This window comes from Bacillus tuaregi (genome assembly GCF_900104575.1).
In the GTDB taxonomy this organism is placed as follows: Bacteria; Bacillota; Bacilli; order Bacillales; family Cytobacillaceae; genus Bacillus_BD; species Bacillus_BD tuaregi.
Genome location: NZ_LT629731.1, coordinates 1 through 21,770, shown reverse-complemented (window position 1 = coordinate 21,770; position 21,770 = coordinate 1). Strand labels below are relative to the sequence as shown.

The 21,770-nt window shown below is 41.0% G+C and carries 20 protein-coding genes, 3 tRNA genes and 2 rRNA genes; all 25 read left to right on the top strand.

The genetic code is table 11. From position 1 onward, the window contains the following. Nucleotides 1-5: 5 nt before the first annotated feature. The 25 genes from BQ5321_RS02475 (at nucleotide 6) to BQ5321_RS02355 (ending at nucleotide 21,761) form a co-directional block, all read left to right on the top strand. Entirely contained in the window at nucleotides 6-272 is a 267-nt protein-coding gene (locus BQ5321_RS02475) for an RNA-binding S4 domain-containing protein (RefSeq protein WP_071393062.1), read from the top strand. A gap of 130 nt (nucleotides 273-402) precedes the next feature. Further along, nucleotides 403-705 (top strand): sporulation protein YabP, encoded by a 303-nt coding sequence (yabP, locus tag BQ5321_RS02470; protein ID WP_071393061.1) that lies wholly within the window; start codon nucleotides 403-405, stop codon nucleotides 703-705. Next, nucleotides 702-1,334 (top strand): spore cortex biosynthesis protein YabQ, encoded by a 633-nt coding sequence (gene yabQ / locus BQ5321_RS02465; RefSeq protein ID WP_071393060.1) that lies wholly within the window; start codon nucleotides 702-704, stop codon nucleotides 1,332-1,334. The genes yabP and yabQ overlap by 4 nt, the downstream gene beginning before the upstream one ends. A 14-nt stretch (nucleotides 1,335-1,348) precedes the next feature. Beyond that, nucleotides 1,349-1,750: an FtsB family cell division protein gene (locus tag BQ5321_RS02460; RefSeq protein ID WP_071393059.1), complete on the top strand. Its 402-nt coding sequence runs from the start codon at nucleotides 1,349-1,351 to the stop codon at nucleotides 1,748-1,750. A gap of 84 nt (nucleotides 1,751-1,834) precedes the next feature. Beyond that, a complete protein-coding gene (locus BQ5321_RS02455; RefSeq protein WP_071393058.1) occupies nucleotides 1,835-2,308 on the top strand; it encodes a S1 domain-containing RNA-binding protein in 474 nt (157 codons plus the stop codon). Between the two features lie 352 nt (nucleotides 2,309-2,660). Further along, nucleotides 2,661-5,138, top strand: coding sequence for a stage II sporulation protein E (gene spoIIE, locus BQ5321_RS02450; protein ID WP_071393057.1), 2,478 nt, complete (start codon nucleotides 2,661-2,663; stop codon nucleotides 5,136-5,138). Nucleotides 5,139-5,308: 170 nt separating this feature from the next. Next, the gene (locus BQ5321_RS02445; RefSeq protein WP_071393056.1) at nucleotides 5,309-6,043 is read left to right on the top strand and encodes a vWA domain-containing protein; all 735 of its coding nucleotides are present in this window, start codon (nucleotides 5,309-5,311) and stop codon (nucleotides 6,041-6,043) included. Next, nucleotides 6,012-7,016 (top strand): serine/threonine protein kinase, encoded by a 1,005-nt coding sequence (locus BQ5321_RS02440; RefSeq protein ID WP_071393055.1) that lies wholly within the window; start codon nucleotides 6,012-6,014, stop codon nucleotides 7,014-7,016. Before BQ5321_RS02445 ends, BQ5321_RS02440 begins: the two co-directional genes overlap by 32 nt. A 152-nt stretch (nucleotides 7,017-7,168) precedes the next feature. Beyond that, the gene (tilS, locus tag BQ5321_RS02435) at nucleotides 7,169-8,560 is read left to right on the top strand and encodes a tRNA lysidine(34) synthetase TilS (protein WP_071396746.1); all 1,392 of its coding nucleotides are present in this window, start codon (nucleotides 7,169-7,171) and stop codon (nucleotides 8,558-8,560) included. 125 nt (nucleotides 8,561-8,685) lie between these two features. Continuing rightward, entirely contained in the window at nucleotides 8,686-9,225 is a 540-nt protein-coding gene (gene hpt, locus BQ5321_RS02430; protein ID WP_071393054.1) for a hypoxanthine phosphoribosyltransferase, read from the top strand. A 136-nt stretch (nucleotides 9,226-9,361) separates the two neighbouring features. After that, a complete protein-coding gene (gene ftsH, locus BQ5321_RS02425; RefSeq protein WP_071393053.1) occupies nucleotides 9,362-11,326 on the top strand; it encodes an ATP-dependent zinc metalloprotease FtsH in 1,965 nt (654 codons plus the stop codon). Nucleotides 11,327-11,502: 176 nt separating this feature from the next. Further along, a complete protein-coding gene (locus BQ5321_RS02420) occupies nucleotides 11,503-12,285 on the top strand; it encodes a type III pantothenate kinase (protein ID WP_187143715.1) in 783 nt (260 codons plus the stop codon). Nucleotides 12,286-12,315: 30 nt separating this feature from the next. Beyond that, nucleotides 12,316-13,194, top strand: a complete 879-nt coding sequence (gene hslO, locus BQ5321_RS02415) for an Hsp33 family molecular chaperone HslO (RefSeq protein ID WP_071393051.1) — start codon at nucleotides 12,316-12,318, stop codon at nucleotides 13,192-13,194. 112 nt (nucleotides 13,195-13,306) lie between these two features. Beyond that, the gene (gene cysK / locus BQ5321_RS02410; RefSeq protein ID WP_071393050.1) at nucleotides 13,307-14,236 is read left to right on the top strand and encodes a cysteine synthase A; all 930 of its coding nucleotides are present in this window, start codon (nucleotides 13,307-13,309) and stop codon (nucleotides 14,234-14,236) included. Nucleotides 14,237-14,462: 226 nt separating this feature from the next. Continuing rightward, nucleotides 14,463-15,311 carry a dihydropteroate synthase gene (gene folP / locus BQ5321_RS02405; protein WP_071393049.1) on the top strand — a complete coding sequence of 283 codons (849 nt, stop codon included), beginning with the start codon at nucleotides 14,463-14,465 and terminating at the stop codon, nucleotides 15,309-15,311. Beyond that, nucleotides 15,292-15,654 carry a dihydroneopterin aldolase gene (gene folB / locus BQ5321_RS02400; protein WP_071393048.1) on the top strand — a complete coding sequence of 121 codons (363 nt, stop codon included), beginning with the start codon at nucleotides 15,292-15,294 and terminating at the stop codon, nucleotides 15,652-15,654. Before folP ends, folB begins: the two co-directional genes overlap by 20 nt. Nucleotide 15,655: 1 nt before the next feature. After that, the gene (gene folK, locus BQ5321_RS02395) at nucleotides 15,656-16,183 is read left to right on the top strand and encodes a 2-amino-4-hydroxy-6-hydroxymethyldihydropteridine diphosphokinase (RefSeq protein ID WP_071393047.1); all 528 of its coding nucleotides are present in this window, start codon (nucleotides 15,656-15,658) and stop codon (nucleotides 16,181-16,183) included. Then, nucleotides 16,135-16,356 (top strand): helix-turn-helix domain-containing protein, encoded by a 222-nt coding sequence (locus tag BQ5321_RS02390; protein WP_071393046.1) that lies wholly within the window; start codon nucleotides 16,135-16,137, stop codon nucleotides 16,354-16,356. The genes folK and BQ5321_RS02390 overlap by 49 nt, the downstream gene beginning before the upstream one ends. A 17-nt stretch (nucleotides 16,357-16,373) precedes the next feature. Then, nucleotides 16,374-17,366 carry a tRNA dihydrouridine synthase DusB gene (gene dusB / locus BQ5321_RS02385; protein ID WP_071393045.1) on the top strand — a complete coding sequence of 331 codons (993 nt, stop codon included), beginning with the start codon at nucleotides 16,374-16,376 and terminating at the stop codon, nucleotides 17,364-17,366. Between the two features lie 400 nt (nucleotides 17,367-17,766). Next, the gene (lysS, locus tag BQ5321_RS02380; RefSeq protein WP_071393044.1) at nucleotides 17,767-19,251 is read left to right on the top strand and encodes a lysine--tRNA ligase; all 1,485 of its coding nucleotides are present in this window, start codon (nucleotides 17,767-17,769) and stop codon (nucleotides 19,249-19,251) included. A gap of 337 nt (nucleotides 19,252-19,588) precedes the next feature. Beyond that, a 16S ribosomal RNA gene (locus BQ5321_RS02375) occupies nucleotides 19,589-21,012 on the top strand. Between the two features lie 264 nt (nucleotides 21,013-21,276). After that, nucleotides 21,277-21,392 (top strand): 5S ribosomal RNA (gene rrf, locus BQ5321_RS02370). A gap of 12 nt (nucleotides 21,393-21,404) precedes the next feature. Beyond that, nucleotides 21,405-21,480, top strand: a tRNA-Val gene (locus BQ5321_RS02365). A gap of 118 nt (nucleotides 21,481-21,598) precedes the next feature. Continuing rightward, nucleotides 21,599-21,674 (top strand) — tRNA-Thr (locus BQ5321_RS02360). Between the two features lie 11 nt (nucleotides 21,675-21,685). Further along, nucleotides 21,686-21,761: transfer RNA gene (locus tag BQ5321_RS02355), tRNA-Lys, on the top strand. Nucleotides 21,762-21,770: the final 9 nt, after the last annotated feature.

Sequence of the window (21,770 nt, the reverse complement as noted above, 5' to 3'; positions counted from 1 at the left end):
TAACCATGCGTTTAGACAAATTTTTAAAGGTATCAAGACTAATAAAACGGCGGACCTTAGCTAAGGAGGTCTCTGATCAGGGACGTATTACGATTAACGGCATCCAAGCTAAAGCCAGCACAAATGTCAAAGTGGGTGATGAGCTTACGGTCCGTTTTGGACAAAGGGTTGTAACGGTCAAAATTGAAAAGCTACAGGAAACAACAAGGAAAGAAGAAGCAGCTAGTATGTACACGACGATTAAGGATGAAAGAATTCCTGAGGAATTTTAAGCTAGAAAGCGGTTTGCTAATTTAGGCAAACCGCTTTCCCTTTGTTAACGATAGAGTTCATGTTCTAAATCCTCTTATCTTTCATAAACATGTACAAAAAGGTTGTACAAAATGATTGTGAGGGATGGGAATGAATCAATTTTATGATAATAATACAGCTAAAGGAACTGTCCAGGAGCATGATGTGATTATGAGAGGCAGAAGATTGCTGGATATTACGGGCGTTAAACAGGTGGAAAGCTTTGATAACGAGGAATTTTTATTAGAAACGGTTATGGGATTTTTAGCTATTAAAGGGGAAAACCTACAAATGAAAAACCTCGATGTAGATAAAGGGGTTGTATCCATCAAGGGAAAGGTATTTGATCTGGTTTACATTGATGAACATCATGGAGATAAGGCTAAAGGCTTCTTTAGCAAGTTATTTCGATGACATTAACGACTCAGTTCATGACTATGCTGGCTATGATCGGCATGGGGACTTATTTTGGAGCCGCTCTGGATACCTATAATCGCTTTCTACAGAGAAGAAAAAGAAAGAGCTGGCTTATCTTTATCAATGATATTTTATTTTGGATCTTTCAAGGTTTATTCATTTTTTATGTATTATTTCATGTAAACCAGGGAGAATTACGATTCTATATTTTTCTAGCCCTTTTATGTGGCTTTGCTGCATATCAAAGCCTATGTAAAAAGCTTTACTTAAAGTGTTTGGAATGGCTCATTTCGTTCGTTATTTCTGTATGTCATTTCATTGTGAAGCTATTCCGCATTTTTATATACAACCCTATCCTGACGCTTATCAGCATGCTCATCACAACGATTATCATGATTGGCAAGGGTCTATTAGCTTTGCTTAAAACCATCTGGAAATGTACTGTAGTTCTGATAAGTATCTTAATCAAGCCAATAAAGTGGATTTTGTTACTTTTTTGGAAACTATTCCCCAAACCTCTTAAAAATTCCGTCGAGAAGTTATATAATGAATTGGCAGGAAAATTTAGAACAATAAAGAATACTATAATTAAAGTGTTCGCAAAATGGAAAAAGGGCAATAAGTAAGGAGGGTTGCGGAAGTGGGTGCCGTTAAGGAACGGAATATTGCTAAACTTCAAACAAACTATGCATTGCAGCAAGAGGAGAGTCAAATCAGTGTAGCAAGACGGAAAAAGGTCCTATACAGAAGGTTGACTTTATTTTTTGGGCTTGCTATTATCATATCCTATTTGATGATCTCGACACTCATTTCTCAAAACTCGGTGCTGGCAGAAAAGGCGGAGGAGAAAGAACAGCTGGAGAAACAGCTTTCCACCTATCAACATGAAGAAGAGCTACTAAAAGAAGAGATAACGAAATTACAGGATGATGAATACATCGCCAAATTGGCTAGAAGTGAATACTTCCTTTCTGAGGACAATGAAATTATCTTCACACTGCCGGAAACGAAAAAGCAGGAAGTGGAAAAATCATCCGATTGAGGTTGTATTGCACTCTTTCTTTCTATTTTGTATAATATAATATAAGTATGATTTTGCATATTTTTAAGGAGGAAATTTCTTTTTATGTCAATCGAAGTAGGCAGCAAGTTACAGGGAAAGGTAACAGGAATTACTAATTTTGGAGCGTTTGTGGAGCTGCCGGAAGGCTCAACCGGGCTTGTTCACATTAGTGAGGTTGCAGATAACTATGTCAAGGATATTAATGACCATTTGAAAGTCGGCGATGTAGTCGAAGTCAAGGTTATTAATGTGGAAAAGGATGGAAAGATTGGTCTTTCAATTAAAAAAGCAGTAGATAAACCAGAAAGACCTGCGAGACCGGAAAGACCGGTGAGAAACGATAGAGGCGATTCAAGAGGAGGACACTCTGGACGTCCACGTCATGGTCAAGGCAGATCGAACGACAGCCATCGGGCTCCTAAAGAAAACTTTGAAATGAAAATGGCAAGGTTCTTAAAGGATAGTGAAGATCGGTTATCTTCTCTAAAGCGTCACACTGAATCCAAGCGTGGGGGAAGAGGCGCCAGAAGAGGGTAACTTGCTGCTGATTTACTATACAATAGCAGGGTATCGATTATATTCCCTTTAGATAAGGCAAATCCAATAAAAGGATTTGCCTTTTGTTTTGAGTTAAACCATTCTTTTATGGATAATTTCAGGCAACATGAATTGAGAGAAAAATCCTGTCTTATTATGTGACAGGATTTTTTGCTGTTTGGAATATATCCACTATTCTAGTGCCTAATACCCTTATATCTTTTGTTATTTTTATACTTTTAGTGGAAATGAGTCGAACGAAAAAAAAGGGCATGTCCATCATTTTGACAAACTTCTATAGCTAACGTCTATATAATGAATGAAAATACTTAGGCAGGGAGTGTGAAGCTGCGTGGAAAAGGTAGAGCGGAATTTCATGGATCCTATCAGGGATGTTAGCCTTGCGAAATCGAAATTAAAGTTGGCCAATCCCTTTACTAATCTTCAAGCAAAGATGGAAACCCTTTTTCTAAAAAAAGGCTATATCCTCTTATTGATAGGTTTTTTACTTGGACGTTCACTAATCTTAGCTAAATTAACACCATTTAGTGTTCCTTTCTTTGCTGCTGTATATCTTGTAAGGAAGGATCGGGCACCATTAGCCTTAATTGGGCTTATTGGGGGTGCGGCTACCCTTTCCATCGTTGATGCTGTTTCTACATTTGCATTGACATTGCTATTCTTGATTTCCTACAAGGCTACGAAAAAATGGCTGAAAAATGAGGTCAAGATCATTCCGTTTTATGTATTTTCTGTGTTGTTCGCCGGCAGTCTTACTGAAGGGTATATCGTTTCGGGTAAATTTAGCCTATATGAACTTATGATGGCCGGAGTGGAATCAAGTTTAGGTTTTATTTTAACGCTTATCTTCTTGCAGGGGCTTCCGTTATTATCTATATCAAAACGTAGACAATCGTTAAAAACAGAAGAAATTGTCTGTTTAATTATATTATTGGCATCTGTTATGACTGGAACCATTGGCTGGACAATCTATGATATTTCTGTTGACCACGTATTGGCAAGGTATCTTGTGTTGTTATTTGCCTTTGTGGCTGGTGCAACAGTTGGTTCGACCGTTGGAGTGGTAACAGGTCTTATCTTTAGTTTAGCAAGCATCTCCAGCTTTTCCCACATGAGTTTATTAGCTTTTTCAGGCCTGCTGGGAGGTCTCCTTAAGGAGGGGAAAAAGATTGGGGTCTCCGTGGGCCTGTTAATTGCGACCCTATTAATCGGTATGTACGGAGATGGCAATGCAGCCTTATTTAAGACACTTGTAGAATCAGGGGTTGCCATAGCGCTATTATTCCTTACCCCAAAAACATTCACATCTAAACTAGCAAAATATATTCCGGGTACATTGGAGCATTCACAGGAGCAACAGCAATACATGAGAAAAATGAGAGATGTGACCTCGCAAAGAGTCGCTCAGTTTTCTAATGTGTTTCAGGCCCTTTCTAATAGCTTCTCAAATCAGAGTGAGCCTGCGGAATGGGATGAAAATGACCGAGAGCTTGATTATTTTTTAAGCAATGTAACGGAAAAGACTTGTCAGCTCTGTCATCGTAAGGAACAGTGCTGGACAAGGAACTTTAATGAAACATATGATTATATGAAGGAAATTATGCTAGATATGGAGCAAAAAGAAGGAGAGGTTTCGCAAAAATTATACCGCGAGTTTGGTGTCCACTGTGTGAAGCCAAAAAAAGTTGTGGAGGCGATGCAGCAGGAATTAACCTATTATCAGGCAAATCAAAAGCTGAAAAGGCAAGTTAAGGAATCAAGAAAGCTGGTGGCCGACCAATTACTTGGTGTGTCGGAAATAATGGGTAATTTTGCGAAGGAGATTCAGCGGGAGAGGGAAAATCATCATAAACAGGAGGAACTTATTCTCGAAGCGATGCAGGACTTTGGCATTGAGGTTGAGCAGGTGGAGATCTACAGTCTTGAACAAGGAAATGTAGATATAGATATGACGATACCAGATTATCAGGGACATGGGGAATGTGAGAAGCTAATTGCTCCGATCCTTTCAGATATATTAGGTGAAACGATTATTGTAAACTCAGAGGAATATTCCCCCTTCGGTAATGATTTCTGTCATGTAACCTTCCGCTCCGCTAAGGCTTATTCGGTGGAAATCGGTGTAGCGCATGCCGCAAAGGATGGCGGTCTTATTTCAGGTGACAGCTATTCTACTACTGAGCTTAGCTGTGGGAAATATGCGATTGCTATCAGTGACGGTATGGGTAATGGAGAAAGAGCCCATATAGAAAGTCAGGAAACCCTTCAGCTGCTGCAGAAAATCCTCCAGTCTGGGATTGAAGAAAGAGTTGCCATCAAATCCGTAAACTCGGTATTGTCACTTCGAACAACGGATGAAATCTTCTCTACACTGGATTTAGCAATGGTAGATTTACAGAATGCCTCTGCAAAGTTCTTAAAAATCGGCTCTACGCCGAGCTTTATTAAAAGAGGCAATAAGGTTCTAAAAATACAGGCAAGCAATTTGCCGATGGGCATTATAGATGACTTTGAGGTGGATGTCGTCAGTGAGCAGCTAAAAGCAGGTGACCTTTTAATTATGATGAGTGATGGAGTATTTGAAGGTCCAAAGCATGTAGAAAACTATGATTTGTGGATGAAACGGAAAATAAAGGAATTAAAAACAGAAGAGCCGCAAGGGATTGCAGACGTCATTATGGAGGAGGTTATCAGGTCGAGATCAGGCTTTATCGAGGATGATATGACGGTAGTTGTAGCAAAGATCAAACACAATACGCCGAAATGGGCTTCTATTCCTTTACCCCAGTTTAATCAGAAGGCAAATTAATGGATAAGCGTTTTTTATGCAATTCGCTGTCTGCTCATGACCGACAGTGACTCATGCTGATGCAGAGTTACTGTCGGTCATTTTTTATCCTGGTCCATTCATATAGAATATGTATAAATTCCCTTCTTATCGTCGAAAATGGTAACATTTCAGATTTGGAGGGAAACTTGATGAAGACAGGCACGTTAAAGCAAATATTACTGATAACGGACGGTTGCTCAAATCAAGGTGAAGATCCTATTGCTATGGCGGCACTAGCGAAGGAACAGGGAATAACGGTTAATGTCATAGGCGTGATGGACCAGGATGTGATTGATGACCAGGGACTTAAGGAAATTGAAGGCATATCGATGGCTGGTGGCGGTGTTAGTCAAGTGGTCTATGCGCACAAGCTATCACAAACGGTTCAGATGGTGACAAGAAAGGCGATGACACAGACTCTGCAGGGTGTTGTAAATAAAGAGCTTCAGCAGATTCTCGGTCGTACACATACATTAGAGGACCTTCCACCGGAAAAAAGAGGAGAGGTCATGGAGGTAGTGGATGAGCTTGGGGAGTCAGTTGAGCTTGAGGTGCTGATTCTAGTTGATACAAGTGCAAGTATGAAGGAAAAGCTTCCGACAGTTAAAGAAGCCTTACTTGACCTATCACTAAGTTTAAATGCCCGCTCTGGTGAAAATCGCTTTTCAGTGTTTGTATTTCCCGGGAAAAAGAATGAAGTCGATAAGTTACTAGATTGGACACCAAGGCTCGAATCATTAACAAGTGTTTTTTCTAAATTATCGATGGGCGGAATTACGCCGACTGGACCTGCCATTAGTGAGGCGTTGCAATACTTTAAGAAAAAACGTTCACTAAGGAGTCTGCTTTCTGGTGATGATGAATTCTATGAAGAATCAGTGTAAAGTCAGCCCTGGGGCGATCATTCAAGGCAAATGGCATCGGCACACCTATACCATAGTGAAAGAGTTGGGATTTGGGGCCAACGGTATCGTATACCTTGCAAAGCGAAACCAGGAGTATGTAGCCCTGAAAATGAGCGATAACGGAATGTCTATTACCTCTGAAGTAAATGTTCTCAAATCCTTTGCAAAGGTCCAGGGCTCTGCCTTAGGACCTTCTTTGTATGATGTAGATGATTGGGAGCAGGGGACTGGTCAAATTTCCTTTTATGTAATGGAGTATATACAAGGACCTGATTTTATGTCCTTTATAGCACAGAAAGGCCATTCCTGGCTTCCTGTATTAATTCTGCAGCTCCTATCCGATTTGGAGAAGCTTCACCGGAATGGCTGGATATTTGGTGATCTAAAGCCGGAGAATCTAATCGTAACCGGTCCATCTCCACGTATACGATGTATTGATGTTGGTGGGACAACGTTAAAGGGAAGAGCGATAAAGGAATTTACTGAATTTTATGACCGTGGATATTGGGGTCTTGGTTCAAGAAAGGCAGACGAAGGATACGACCTTTTTGCGGTAGCGATGATTATGTTACACACAGCCTATCCAAAACGATTCTCGAAAACGACTGGTGGGATTACGCAGCTTAGCGAACAGTTAAAACAAAGCAAAGCTTTGCAAAAATACGCATTCGTCATTCTTCGTGCCCTTGAAGGGCGCTATCATTCGGCAACGGAAATGCGTCAAGATTTATTAAAAGCCATTAGTCATGAAAAGGGCGCTCGTCAAACCTCTATAAATACAAGAAGCCGTGCTAGCCAAACTAAGGCTTTTCACACACAAGCTGGGGTGAATGGTGCCAGCAGGCAGGGAAAACAAAGAAGGCAGAGAAAGGGCGGGTTTGTTGAAACGTTGTTATTAACAGTGGTGTTTCTGGTTTTTTATGCTTTCTATATTTTCGGTCAATTAATTTAACAAGAGAGGCGAGTGCATTTCGCCTCTAGCCGGAAAAAGAATAATGAAATTTATAAGTTTTGTCCTTTGGTTACATGTTTAGAAAATGGTATGCTTAATAAATAAGGATAGTAGATTTGCAGGAAGAAATTAGTGATAGGGATGTACTTGTCATGATAGAAGAAAAAGTTGATCGTTTTTTAAAGCATAAGCATTTCACACTAACAGGTAAACGACTTCTTGTTGGTGTATCAGGTGGACCAGATTCTTTAGCGCTTTTACACCTGTTGTGGAAAAAACAAAAGCAACAGGATTTTTACCTAGTTGTGGCTCATGTTGATCATATGTTCAGAGGAATGGAATCCTATAATGAAGCAAAATTTGTCGAGCAATTTTGTCAGGAACGCCATATCCCCTTTGCAATGAAACGGGTGAATGTGCCAGAGTACATAGAAAGGACAGGGAAAAGCTCTCAGGTTTCTTCAAGAGAGTGTCGCTATGAGTTCTTTGCTGAAGTAGTGAGGGAGCATCGGTTAACACATATCGCGCTAGCGCATCATGGTGATGACCAAATTGAAACGATTCTTATGCGATTAACGCGTGGAAGCTCAGGAACGGCAAGAGCCGGTATTCCGTTTATCAGACGCTTTGGAGATGTCTTTATTGTCAGACCTTTTTTAGTTTTGAGCAGGAGGGAAATTGAGGAGTATTGTCTCGAGCATGAATTAAATCCTCGTCGGGACCCTAGTAATGAAAAGGATGTCTATCTTCGCAATCGTTTTCGAAACCATGTCGTTCCTTTTTTAAAGCAGGAAAACCAGCAAGTACATGAGCATTTTCAACGATTTAGTGAGGAATTGCTGCAGGACGAAGAGCTGCTGCAGGAATTAACGAAAGAAAAAATGAATACAGTATGGAAAGATAAACAAGCTAATAGAATAACCATTGATATAGATGCTTTCCAAGCAATGCCAATTCCTTTACAAAGAAGAGGCATTCATCTAATATTAAACTATCTATACGAAAAAAAGCCAGCATCCTTATCTGCTGTACATATTGAACAATTTTTTTCGCTAATAAAGGGAAATAATCCTTCTGGTCGTTTGGATTTCCCATATGGTCTAAAGGTAAAGCGGTCTTACCGAATGTGCCACTTTGTCTTCAATGCTGACAGTGTGGAGGAAGGATTCTGTATAGAGGCTAACCAGCCTGGTGAATATTTTCTTCCAAATGGTGATAGTGTTTTATTAGAATATACAGCCTGCGAGGAAATTCTTAAGGATTCAATCCTGTTAAATAAAAAGGCTGTTATGCTTCCAATTATCATTAGGACGAGAAAACCAGGGGATCGAATGAGTCTGAAAGGAATGGAAGGGTCAAAAAAAATCAAACGAATTTTCATTGATGAGAAGGTACCACTTGGTGAAAGAGATACCTGGCCCGTGATAACAGATGGACAAAATCGGGTTCTGTGGCTGCCGGGATTGAAGGAAAGCAGAGAGGCGTCATTAGTAAATAAGGATGAGAATTATCTTCTTATAACATATAAAAGGCAAAATGAATAATGTTTTTATCAAAAGGAATGGGATAAACAAATATTGAATGGAGAAAACTTTTGATAAAGGCTGACTAATACAATTAATAATAGAGAACTTCATTATGTAATAATCATCTAGGGGGCATACTAAACATGAAAAATGACATTGAAAGTGTATTAATATCCGAAGAAGAGCTTCAAAACAAGATAAAAGAATTAGGAGCTCAAATAACGGAGGATTATCAGGATAAATTCCCGCTTGCGATTGGTGTACTTAAGGGTGCTGTTCTGTTTATGGGTGACCTTTTAAAACGAATCGATAATCACCTTGAAATGGACTTCATGGATGTATCAAGCTACGGAAACGCAATGGTATCCACTGGAGAAGTAAAAATATTAAAGGACTTGGATACCTCTGTTGAAGGCCGCGATGTATTAATTATTGAGGATATCATTGATAGTGGCTTAACATTGAGTTACTTAGTAGAGTTATTCCATTATCGTAAAGCAAAATCAGTAAAAATCGTTACCCTGCTTGATAAGCCAACTGGAAGGAAAGCAGATATTAAAGCAGATTATGTAGGTTTTATTGTTCCAGATGCGTTTGTTGTCGGCTATGGCTTGGACTACGCGGAGAAGTATCGCAACCTACCGTATATAGGTGTGTTGAAACCGCATGTATACAGTAATTAACCGGTAATAATTTTTTTATATAGACATCTGAAAGAACAATGCTTGTAAATGGTTTCAGAAGTGTAATTTCTTGTATTACCATGATTTTCTATGGTACTATACACTATAGTTTGTTGACCGTGGGAGGAGGCAAGGGATGAATCGGATTTTCCGTAATACCATCTTTTATTTATTAATTTTTCTAGTCATTATAGGCGTAGTAAGTTTCTTTAATAGTGGTAACCAACCTACAGATAATATAACGTATGATACGTTTATTGAGCACCTTGAGAATGGTGATGTAACGTCTCTAACTACGCAGCCTGAGCGTGGAGTCCTTGAAGTACGTGGACAACTGAAGGGGTATGAAGAAGGCAAATATTTTATCACTTATGTATCCAATACAGATAGTGAAATTGAACGAATCAATAGCATGGCCGCGGACTTAAAGCTTGAAAAGCTGCCTGCTAAAGAAACAAGCGGATGGGTAACCTTCTTTACGTCGATTATACCGTTTGTCATTATTTTCATCTTATTCTTCTTCCTGCTAAACCAAGCCCAAGGCGGAGGCAGCCGGGTAATGAATTTTGGTAAGAGTAAAGCGAAGCTGTACAGTGAAGATAAGAAAAAGGTTCGCTTTAAGGATGTAGCAGGTGCAGACGAAGAAAAGCAAGAACTTGTTGAAGTTGTTGAGTTTTTAAAGGACCCAAGAAAGTTTGTTGAGCTTGGTGCCAGAATTCCAAAAGGGGTTCTTCTTGTCGGACCTCCAGGTACAGGTAAAACATTGCTTGCTCGTGCAACAGCGGGTGAGGCGGGAGTTCCTTTCTTCTCTATAAGTGGTTCGGACTTTGTTGAAATGTTCGTTGGGGTAGGGGCTTCGCGTGTTCGTGATTTATTTGAAACAGCGAAGAAAAATGCTCCTTGTATCATTTTTATTGATGAGATTGATGCTGTAGGACGTCAACGTGGTGCCGGTCTTGGTGGCGGTCACGATGAGCGTGAGCAGACATTAAACCAATTGCTTGTTGAAATGGACGGATTTGGTGGTAATGAGGGAATAATTATTATTGCTGCAACAAACCGTGCTGATATTCTCGATCCAGCCCTTCTACGTCCAGGACGTTTTGACCGTCAAATTACGGTTGACCGCCCCGATGTAAAAGGTCGTGAAGCGGTATTGCATGTTCATGCTAGAAATAAGCCGCTAGCGGAAGACGTGAATTTAAAGGCAATTGCTCAACGTACACCTGGTTTCTCAGGTGCGGATTTAGAAAACTTATTAAACGAAGCTGCGTTAGTGGCGGCACGTCGTGATAAGAAGAAAATCGATATGTTAGATATCGATGAAGCGACAGACCGAGTTATTGCAGGACCGGCGAAAAAGAGTCGGGTTATTTCCCAAAAGGAAAGAAATATTGTTGCTTTCCATGAAGCTGGACATACGGTTATTGGATTAATACTGGATGATGCAGAAATTGTTCAAAAAGTGACGATTGTTCCTCGTGGACAGGCGGGCGGTTATGCCGTCATGCTTCCTAAAGAAGATCGCTACTTTATGACAAAGCCTGAGCTTCTAGATAAGATTACCGGACTTCTTGGTGGTCGTGTCTCAGAGGATATTGTCTTTGGCGAAGTAAGTACGGGAGCTCATAACGACTTCCAGCGTGCAACTGGAATAGCACGTCGAATGGTAACAGAGTTTGGTATGAGTGATAAGCTTGGACCACTTCAATTTGGACAATCTCAGGGAGGCCAAGTATTCTTAGGTCGTGACTTCCATAATGAACAAAACTATTCAGATGCGATTGCTTATGAAATTGACCTTGAAATTCAACGTATAATAAAAGAGTGCTATGAGAAGGCCAGAAAGATCCTTACAGAAAACCGTGATAAATTAAATATCATCGCTGAAACCTTACTTGAAGTGGAAACCTTGGATGCTGAGCAAATCAAACATTTAGCTGATCATGGAACACTTCCAGAAAGAAAAGTGATTGATGCTTCTACTGAAAATGTAAAAGTAACAATCAACAAAAAAGATGATGTGACAACAACAGAGGAAAAGAATCTGGAAGCTGAAAAACCTGCTGAGCAGAATAACAATCCAGATGATCGTTCTTAAAGTTGCAAAAAAAGGCGCTCCTAGACGAGCGTCTTTTTCTGTCTTTAAGCTAGCTCAGTCCCTGCTGAAGAAGTTGTTTTATGACTCTGTACAGAGCGAATACACGCAGTTTTGACAATAATTATGATATGATGTTTGCAGAATAAAAGATCATAAAGAAAATGTGGTGAATAGTGATGATTTTCGTATTTGACGTTGGAAATACAAATACTGTATTAGGGGTATATAGTGGAGAAGAGCTCATCCATCATTGGAGAGTAGAAACCCATCGGAACCGAACTGAAGATGAGTATGGGATGGTCATAAAGAATCTATTTGACCACGTTAATCTTAAGTTTTCTGATATAGACGGCATCATAATCTCTTCCGTTGTTCCTCCGATTATGTTCGCTTTAGAGAGAATGTGTCAAAAATACTTCCATATTAAGCCGTTGGTCGTAGGGCCGGGTGTAAAGACAGGCTTAAATATTAAATATGAAAATCCAAGAGAGGTCGGTGCAGACCGGATCGTTAATGCGGTTGGTGCAATTCATGAATATGGCAGCCCATTAATCATTGTTGATTTCGGGACAGCCACAACCTACTGCTATGTTAACGAGGATAAGGAGTATTTTGGTGGCGCCATTGCCCCTGGCATTGGGATTTCGACAGAAGCATTGTATACACGTGCTGCTAAACTTCCAAGAATTGAGCTTGTCCGTCCAGATGGAGTAATTGGTAAAAATACGGTTTCTGCTATGCAGTCAGGCATCGTTTATGGCTATGTAGGTCAGGTTGAAGGAATTGTCAACAGAATGAAGGCTGAGAGTAAACAGCCGCCAACTGTTATTGCAACAGGAGGACTCGCTTCGCTTATATCTAAGGAATCAACGGTTATTGATATTGTCGATCCATTTTTAACTTTAAAGGGTTTGCGACTTATTTATAAACGAAATATGGAGAATCTAAAAAATAGTTAAGTAAAATTTAAAGGAAAAAGGAGTATTTTAATGAACGATTATTTAGTAAAAGCACTTGCCTTCAATGGTCAGGTTCGTGCATATGCAGTACGTAGTACAGAAACGGTTAGTGAGGGACAGCGCCGCCATAACACATGGCCGACAGCTTCTGCTGCGTTAGGAAGAGCGATGACGGCATCGGTGATGATGGGAGCTATGCTTTCAGATGAGCAAAAATTAACCGTTAAAATTGAAGGAGACGGCCCTATCGGTCATATTTTAGTCGACGCAAATGCCAAAGGGGAAGTAAGAGGGTATGTATTGAACCCGCAAACCCACTTCGATTTAAATGAGCACGGCAAATTAGATGTAAAACGAGCTGTGGGAACTTCGGGTACTTTGACTGTTGTAAAGGATATTGGAATGCGCGACTTTTTCACTGGGCAGGTTCCACTTGTTTCTGGAGAATTAGGTGAGGACTTTACCTATTATTTCTCCTCCTCAGAGCAGGTTCCCTCAGCTGTTGGGGTTGGTGTCCTTGTTAACCCTGATAACTCCATATTGGCTGCTGGCGGTTTTATTATTCAATTAATGCCTGGAACTTCCGAGGAGACCATCAGTCTGATAGAAAAGCGCCTTACTGAGATACCTCCTATTTCCAAGCAAATTGATAAGGGCTTGACTCCTGAGGAAATGTTAATTGAACTTTTGGGCGAAGATAATATTAAGTTTCTTGAGAAAATGCCGGTTTCCTTTACATGCACTTGCTCAAAGGAGAGATTTGGCGATGCCATCGTTGGTTTAGGAAAAACAGAAATACAGGATATGATTGAAGAGGATGGTAAGGCAGAGGCACATTGCCATTTTTGCAATGAAAAATACCAATTTACTGCGGAAGAGCTGGAAGCATTAAAGGACGAAGCAGTATAATGCAAAAATTAATTTAATTCCGATAAAAGTAGTTGACATTTAGTGTAAATAGGTTTACAGTTAAATTAATTAATCCAATAAAACTACTCGGGATAAGAAAGGGTGCATGAGAATGGTACGTATTGCAAATTCAGTAACGGAATTAATCGGTCAAACTCCTGTTGTTAAACTTAATCACATCGTTGATGAAAATAGTGCGGATGTCTATCTAAAGTTAGAGTATATGAATCCAGGAAGCAGTGTAAAGGATCGTATTGCATTGGCTATGATTGAAGCGGCTGAAGCAAGTGGTAAATTGAAGAAAGGCGATACTATCATTGAGCCTACAAGCGGAAACACAGGAATTGGTTTAGCGTGGGTAGCGGCAGCGAAGGGTTATAAAGCAATTCTTGTAATGCCTGAAACGATGAGCATGGAGCGTCGTAACCTTCTTCGTGCGTATGGAGCAGAGCTTGTGTTAACACCAGGGCCTGAAGGCATGAAGGGTGCTATCGGAAAAGCAAATGAACTAGCTGAAAAGCATGGTTACTTTTTACCGCAGCAGTTTGAAAATGAAGCGAATCCAGAAATCCACAGAAATACAACTGGTAAAGAGCTAGTTGAACAGTTTGGAGATCAACTCGACGCATTTGTATCTGGAATCGGAACGGGCGGTACCATCACTGGTGCTGGTGAAGTACTGAAAGAAAAATATAAAGATATCAAAATCTATGCAGTAGAGCCGGTTGATTCACCTGTTCTTTCTGGAGGAAAACCAGGTCCGCACAAAATTCAAGGAATTGGTGCTGGCTTTGTTCCTGAAGTTTTAAATACAGCTGTTTACGATGAAATCATTAAGGTTTCAACCGATGAAGCTTTCTCTGCAGCACGTCGTGCAGGCCAACAAGAAGGAATTCTTGGCGGTATTTCTGCTGGAGCTGCTATCCATGCTGCACTAGAGGTTGGTAAGAAACTTGGAAAAGGTAAGAAGGTTGTTGCGATTATTCCTGACAACGGAGAACGCTATTTAAGCACTGCATTGTACCAATTTGATGCTGAATAATAAACCATTCAAAAAAGGAGCTTACCTTTAAAGGAAGCTCCTTTTTTATGTCTATTAGCCATTTTGCGACATAAAAGAACAGTTTATTCTGATTCGTTCTTTAAAAAGGCTGATTTTTCTTTTTTTCACGGTTATAATATCATAAAATGAAAGAGAAGATTGTTATCATAATTAATTTTACCAATAAGCAGTAAATGGCCAATATTTATATTATAGAGGTGTTTATATGTCGAATCAGACGATTCAATGCGGTTCCTATACGCTTGATTATGGAAGGAAAACTTTGATTATGGGCGTATTGAATGTCACACCTGATTCCTTCTCAGATGGTGGCAAATTTAATGAGATGGATAGAGCGGTGGAAAGGGCCCGGGAAATGGTAGCGAATGGGGCTGACATTATTGATATTGGTGGTGAATCTACACGACCGGGGTATACCCCCATTTCCATTCAAGAGGAATTGGACCGTGTCGTTCCGGTCATCGAAGCCATTTCGAAATCTGTTCAAGTACCATTATCCATTGACACCTTTAAAGCAGAGACAGCTAAAGCGGCTATTAAAGCAGGTGCAAATATCATTAATGATATTTGGGGAGCGAAAGCAGACCCAGATATGGCAGCTGTTGCAGCAGAGCTAGAGGTTCCAATAATTCTTCAGCATAACCGAGTCGATGTAAACTACCAATCATTTTTCCGCGATTGCTTGAATGACCTTTTTGAAAGTATTAGTATTGCGAAAAAGGCCGGAGTGAAGGATGAGAATATCATTATCGATCCTGGCATTGGGTTTGCAAAGGACATGCAAAAGGACCTGGAGATGATGAGAAATTTAGATAAGCTTGTTGCATTAGGCTATCCGGTCCTAGTGGGACCATCTCGCAAGCGAATGATTGGTGGAGTTCTAAATCTACCTGTGGACGAGAGGGTTGAGGGAACAGGTGCGGCTGTTTGCTTTGGAATTCAAAAGGGCTGTCAAATATTCCGTGTTCATGATGTAAAAGAGATCAGCAGAATGGCAAAAATGATGGATGCCATGATGGGAAAGGTAGAGGTAGTTGGATACAATTTATCTTAACAAAATGGAATTCTATGGATACCATGGAATTTTGCCGGAGGAGACAAGACTCGGGCAAATATTTATTGTCGATTTAAAGGTTGAAACAGACCTGCAGCTTGCGGGTAAAAATGATAATTTGGAGGAGTCCATCAGCTATGTTGACCTCTATGAAGAATGCAAAACGATTGTTGAAGGTGAACCGTTTAAATTAATTGAGGCAGTAGCAGAAAGGATTGCAGGTGAAATACTGGAGAAATATGAAAAGGTATTAGCTGCTACAGTTAAAGTCATTAAGCCCAATCCTCCAATTCCAGGACATTATGAGTCTGTTGCAGTTGAAATTACAAGGAGACGACCATAATATGAACCAAACAGCTTATCTTTCCCTAGGGTCCAATATGGGAAATAGAAAGAAAAACCTTGTAGATGCATTGAAAATGCTGCAGGATAACTATCCGATTGCTGTGGTAAATGTTTCTTCAATTTATGAAACGGATCCGGTCGGATATGAGGAGCAGGGTCAATTTTTAAATATGGTAGTACAAGTACAGACTGCGCTGTCGCCTTATCAGTTGTTGGAAGCTTGTTTGCAAACGGAGAAAGAGCTTGGGAGAAAGAGGGAAATTCGGTGGGGTCCGAGGACAATAGACCTTGACATTCTATTATATAATGATGAGAATATTATATCTGAGATGCTAGTTGTTCCGCATCCTCGAATGCATGAGAGGTCATTTGTTATCATTCCTTTATTAGAAATCACTCCCGATATCGTGCTTCCAACTTTGAAACAGCCTTTATATGAAATAGCAGATCAGTTATCTGATAAAGAAGGGGTACGGGTATGGAAAGAGAAAAATGGGGAAGACGTATTCGCGCATTTCGAAAACTAAAGGGGTTTACTCAGGAAAGCTTTGCAAAGGAATTAGGTGTGTCGGTTTCAGTATTAGGGGAAATTGAGAGAGGGAATCGAATGCCTTCACAAGATATGATTGAAAGAATAGCCGCTGTGCTGGATATAAGTAATCATGAACTAAGGCCGCTCGAGGAAAATCGTACTGTTTAGAAATCAGGAGGTATTACATGCTGAAAATAGGCGATATTGTTATGAAGAATCCAGTTGTATTAGCTCCAATGGCTGGTGTCTGCAATTCCGCTTTTCGCTTAACGGTAAAAGAATTCGGTGCGGGATTAGTATGTGCTGAAATGGTAAGTGATAAAGGAATTTTATTTAAAAACGAGAAAACGATGAATATGTTATATATGGATGAAGCTGAAAAGCCGCTTAGCCTGCAAATCTTTGGCGGTGAAAAAGAGTCACTGGTTGCAGCGGCAAAATTTGTGGATGAGAATACAAATGCTGATATTATTGATATTAATATGGGCTGTCCAGTTCCAAAGATTACAAAGGTAGATGCAGGGGCTAAATGGCTTCTTGATCCGAATAAAATCTATGAAATGGTTGCGGCAGTTGTGGATGCGGTTGAAAAGCCGGTAACAGTGAAAATGCGTATGGGATGGGATGAAGATCATATTTATGCGGTTGAAAATGCACAGGCAGTAGAACGTGCAGGTGGCAGTGCAGTCACATTACATGGTCGCACACGTATACAAATGTATGAAGGAACCTCAAACTGGGATATCATCCGTGAGGTAAAACAATCAGTCGGGATCCCGATTATTGGAAACGGTGATGTTGAAACACCGCAGGATGCTAAGCGTATGCTTGATGAAACAGGCTGCGATGGTGTCATGATTGGAAGGGCCGCGTTAGGGAATCCATGGATGATTTATCGTACAGTGAAATATCTTGAGACAGGAGAACTAATGAATGAACCTTCTGCTCGTGAGAAAATGGACGTATGTATTCTTCATCTTGATCGGCTAATCGATTTGAAGAATGAAAAAATCGCGGTCAGAGAAATGCGTAAACATGCCGCGTGGTATCTAAAGGGAATTCCCGGAAACGGAAAAGCTAGAAATGCTGTTAATGAATGTAATACAAGAGAAGAGCTTGTTGCAATATTAAACAGTTTAGTTCCTAATGAAGAGGTCGAGATACAACAAGTAGTATAAAAGAGTAGTACAGGAAAACTGTCGGAATAGAAAACCGGCAGTTTTTTTATACATAGCGGGTCAATAGGCGATTGACTGCACTAATTTAACTTCATTCAGCAAATGCTTTTTGTACCGAAAGCTTGCGACATGTACAGAAGTCCTCCACCTCTATAAGTGGGGTGCAAACCCCGGCTGAATGAAGTTAAGCCTCCGGCGGATGTAACGGATTTTTTAAAGGTAGTTTATCGAGCGAGCTCGATAAAAGCCCGGACGCAAATTCGACGGGCGAATTTGATTAAGTTTCATATTAAAACTTTTACGATAGCCATAGTTTGTGTAAAATGGTATAGTATGCAAAAATGAGCTGATACAGAATAAATACTCACATAAATAGATTTAATATAGGAGATGAACAATCATGAGTCATGAAGAATTAAATGACCAGTTGCAAGTTAGAAGGGAGAAGCTCGCTCAATTACGTGATAAAGGTATGGATCCGTTCGGTAAACGTTTTGAACGCACTCATCTTGCAAAGGAATTAAAAGAACAATATGAGACGCTTGAAAAAGAAGAAATAGATGAAAAGGAAGTTTCAGTTACGATTGCTGGTCGTATCATGACAAAGCGTGGAAAGGGTAAAGCAGGCTTTGCTCATATTCAAGATTTAAGTGGACAAATTCAGATATATGTTCGACAGGATGCTGTTGGAGAAGAACAATATGAAATTTTTAATATTGCTGATCTAGGGGATATTGTCGGAATCACTGGTAAGCTATTTAAAACAAAAGTTGGAGAACTTTCAATTAAAGCCAATCAATTTGATTTGCTTACAAAATCATTACGACCTCTTCCAGATAAGTTCCACGGTCTAAAAGATGTTGAACAGCGTTATCGTCAACGTTATTTAGATTTGATAATGAGTGAAGAGAGCAAGGAGACCTTTGTTTCACGAAGCCGAATCATTCGGTCTATCCGCAACTATCTTGATCAAAATGGTTATTTAGAAGTGGAAACACCGATGATGCATGCGATTGCTGGGGGAGCAGCAGCTCGTCCGTTTATTACACATCATAATGCGTTGGATATGCAGCTATTTATGCGTATTGCCATTGAGCTACATTTAAAGCGCCTAATTGTTGGTGGACTTGAAAAAGTTTATGAAATTGGCCGTGTTTTCCGTAATGAGGGTGTTTCCACAAGACATAACCCTGAATTTACAATGATTGAGCTATATGAAGCATATGCAGATTATCGTGATATTATGGCTTTAACTGAAAATCTTGTTGCCCATGTCGCGCAAGAAGTATTAGGAACTACAAAGATTCAATACGGCGAGTATGAAGTAGATTTAACGCCACAATGGAAGAGACTTCATATGGTCGATGCCATTAAGGAATATACAGGAGTAGATTTCTGGAATGTAGCAACTGTAGAAGAAGCGAGACAGTTAGCGAAGGAACATAATATTGAAATCAAAGATACAATGGAATATGGACATATCATTAATGAGTTCTTTGAGCAAAGGGTCGAAGATAAATTAATTCAACCCACTTTTATTTTCGGACATCCTGTTGAAATTTCGCCTCTTGCTAAGAAAAATGATGAGGACCCACGCTTTACAGACCGTTTTGAGCTGTTTATTGTAGGTCGTGAGCATGCGAATGCCTTCACAGAGTTGAACGATCCAATTGATCAGCGTGAACGTTTTGAAGCTCAGCTAGTAGAGCGAGAGCAAGGAAATGATGAAGCGCATATGATGGATGATGATTTTATCGAAGCTTTAGAATATGGAATGCCGCCGACTGGGGGCTTAGGTATTGGTATTGACCGTTTGGTTATGCTTTTAACCAATTCACCATCTATTCGTGATGTCCTATTATTCCCGTTAATGCGTCACAGATAATAATAAAGAATGGAAGCCATTTTCTTTATAAAATTTCCTCTCGAAGGGTATTTTAAAGAAAATGGCTTTTTATTGTTATAAACATAATCTTTTGGAAAAAAGCATTTGCATTTAATTTTTTATAGTGATATATTAATAACTGTCGCTGTTGAAGGAATTTGCTTAATTCAAAATAATTTTAAAAAGAGTATTGACTTTTAAAATTGTATTTGATAATATAACTAAGTCGTCAGCAATCGACAAAAAATTGCTCTTTGAAAACTAAACAAACAAAAACGTCAACGTTTTAACTTTTAGTCTTTTTTAATAAAGACAACTTATGAGCAGTCAAACGATTCTTTTGGAGAGTTTGATCCTGGCTCAGGACGAACGCTGGCGGCGTGCCTAATACATGCAAGTCGAGCGAATCTGAGGGAGCTTGCTCCCGAAGGTTAGCGGCGGACGGGTGAGTAACACGTGGGCAACCTGCCTATAAGACTGGGATAACTTCGGGAAACCGGAGCTAATACCGGATAATTCTTTTCCTCTCATGAGGGAAAGCTGAAAGGCGGCTTCGGCTGTCACTTATAGATGGGCCCGCGGCGCATTAGCTAGTTGGTGAGGTAACGGCTCACCAAGGCGACGATGCGTAGCCGACCTGAGAGGGTGATCGGCCACACTGGGACTGAGACACGGCCCAGACTCCTACGGGAGGCAGCAGTAGGGAATCTTCCGCAATGGACGAAAGTCTGACGGAGCAACGCCGCGTGAGTGATGAAGGTTTTCGGATCGTAAAACTCTGTTGTTAGGGAAGAACAAGTACGAGAGTAACTGCTCGTACCTTGACGGTACCTAACCAGAAAGCCACGGCTAACTACGTGCCAGCAGCCGCGGTAATACGTAGGTGGCAAGCGTTGTCCGGAATTATTGGGCGTAAAGCGCGCGCAGGCGGTTCCTTAAGTCTGATGTGAAAGCCCACGGCTCAACCGTGGAGGGTCATTGGAAACTGGGGAACTTGAGTGCAGAAGAGAAGAGTGGAATTCCACGTGTAGCGGTGAAATGCGTAGAGATGTGGAGGAACACCAGTGGCGAAGGCGACTCTTTGGTCTGTAACTGACGCTGAGGCGCGAAAGCGTGGGGAGCAAACAGGATTAGATACCCTGGTAGTCCACGCCGTAAACGATGAGTGCTAAGTGTTAGAGGGTTTCCGCCCTTTAGTGCTGCAGCAAACGCATTAAGCACTCCGCCTGGGGAGTACGGCCGCAAGGCTGAAACTCAAAGGAATTGACGGGGACCCGCACAAGCGGTGGAGCATGTGGTTTAATTCGAAGCAACGCGAAGAACCTTACCAGGTCTTGACATCCTCTGACACTCCTAGAGATAGGATTTTCCCCTTCGGGGGACAGAGTGACAGGTGGTGCATGGTTGTCGTCAGCTCGTGTCGTGAGATGTTGGGTTAAGTCCCGCAACGAGCGCAACCCTTGTCCTTAGTTGCCAGCATTTAGTTGGGCACTCTAAGGAGACTGCCGGTGACAAACCGGAGGAAGGTGGGGATGACGTCAAATCATCATGCCCCTTATGACCTGGGCTACACACGTGCTACAATGGATGGTACAAAGGGCAGCAAAACTGTGAAGTCGAGCGAATCCCATAAAACCATTCTCAGTTCGGATTGCAGGCTGCAACTCGCCTGCATGAAGCTGGAATCGCTAGTAATCGCGGATCAGCATGCCGCGGTGAATACGTTCCCGGGTCTTGTACACACCGNTGATCAGGTTGATAGGTTTGGGGTGGAAGCGTGGTGACACGTGGAGCTGACAAATACTAATCGGTCGAGGACTTAACCAAATTTAGATGCGGAGGCGCCTTGCCAGGAGCGACAAGCTTAAGTCGGGCTGTCGAGAAGGTTGTTCTTTAACCTTCTTGACAGCATGGCTTAAGACCTCGAGCTCCTAGGCGCCGCAGCTCGATTCAACAATGTTGATTACTCGTCCTTTTTCTTCAGCATTATCTAGTTTTGAGGGAACAAGTCCTCAAACCAAATAGTTTGGTGACGATAGCGAGAAGGTCACACCCGTTCCCATCCCGAACACGGAAGTTAAGCTTCTCAGCGCCGATGGTAGTTGGGGCTTTGCCCCTGTGAGAGTAGGACGTCGCCAAGCTTGTATATATGTGGAGGATTAGCTCAGCTGGGAGAGCATCTGCCTTACAAGCAGAGGGTCGGCGGTTCGAGCCCGTCATCCTCCACCATTTTAGTGATTAGTAGTTAGTTGGTTAGTTAGTGTCTTGCGTAAGTCTATGAAGTGAATTTGGATTGGCTTCGAAGGAACATTTCACCCTAACAGCTAACAACTAATAGCTGTAAAATGCCGGCCTAGCTCAATTGGTAGAGCAACTGACTTGTAATCAGTAGGTTGGGGGTTCAAGTCCTCTGGCCGGCACCAGAATTTCTTTAGAGCCATTAGCTCAGTCGGTAGAGCATCTGACTTTTAATCAGAGGGTCGAAGGTTCGAGTCCTTCATGGCTCACCAAAGTTTTTT

Excerpts from the sequence above, each read along its gene's own strand:
- BQ5321_RS02475 (WP_071393062.1), top strand. The coding sequence starts at position 6 with ATGCGTTTAGACAAATTTTTAAAGGTATCAAGACTAATAAAACGGCGG.
- yabP (WP_071393061.1), top strand. The coding sequence starts at position 403 with ATGAATCAATTTTATGATAATAATACAGCTAAAGGAACTGTCCAGGAG.
- yabQ (WP_071393060.1), top strand. The coding sequence starts at position 702 with ATGACATTAACGACTCAGTTCATGACTATGCTGGCTATGATCGGCATG.
- BQ5321_RS02455 (WP_071393058.1), top strand. The coding sequence starts at position 1,835 with ATGTCAATCGAAGTAGGCAGCAAGTTACAGGGAAAGGTAACAGGAATT.
- BQ5321_RS02445 (WP_071393056.1), top strand. The coding sequence starts at position 5,309 with ATGAAGACAGGCACGTTAAAGCAAATATTACTGATAACGGACGGTTGC.
- tilS (WP_071396746.1), top strand. The coding sequence starts at position 7,169 with ATGATAGAAGAAAAAGTTGATCGTTTTTTAAAGCATAAGCATTTCACA.
- hpt (WP_071393054.1), top strand. The coding sequence starts at position 8,686 with ATGAAAAATGACATTGAAAGTGTATTAATATCCGAAGAAGAGCTTCAA.
- ftsH (WP_071393053.1), top strand. The coding sequence starts at position 9,362 with ATGAATCGGATTTTCCGTAATACCATCTTTTATTTATTAATTTTTCTA.
- BQ5321_RS02420 (WP_187143715.1), top strand. The coding sequence starts at position 11,503 with ATGATTTTCGTATTTGACGTTGGAAATACAAATACTGTATTAGGGGTA.
- hslO (WP_071393051.1), top strand. The coding sequence starts at position 12,316 with ATGAACGATTATTTAGTAAAAGCACTTGCCTTCAATGGTCAGGTTCGT.
- cysK (WP_071393050.1), top strand. The coding sequence starts at position 13,307 with ATGGTACGTATTGCAAATTCAGTAACGGAATTAATCGGTCAAACTCCT.
- folP (WP_071393049.1), top strand. The coding sequence starts at position 14,463 with ATGTCGAATCAGACGATTCAATGCGGTTCCTATACGCTTGATTATGGA.
- folK (WP_071393047.1), top strand. The coding sequence starts at position 15,656 with ATGAACCAAACAGCTTATCTTTCCCTAGGGTCCAATATGGGAAATAGA.
- BQ5321_RS02390 (WP_071393046.1), top strand. The coding sequence starts at position 16,135 with ATGGAAAGAGAAAAATGGGGAAGACGTATTCGCGCATTTCGAAAACTA.
- dusB (WP_071393045.1), top strand. The coding sequence starts at position 16,374 with ATGCTGAAAATAGGCGATATTGTTATGAAGAATCCAGTTGTATTAGCT.
- lysS (WP_071393044.1), top strand. The coding sequence starts at position 17,767 with ATGAGTCATGAAGAATTAAATGACCAGTTGCAAGTTAGAAGGGAGAAG.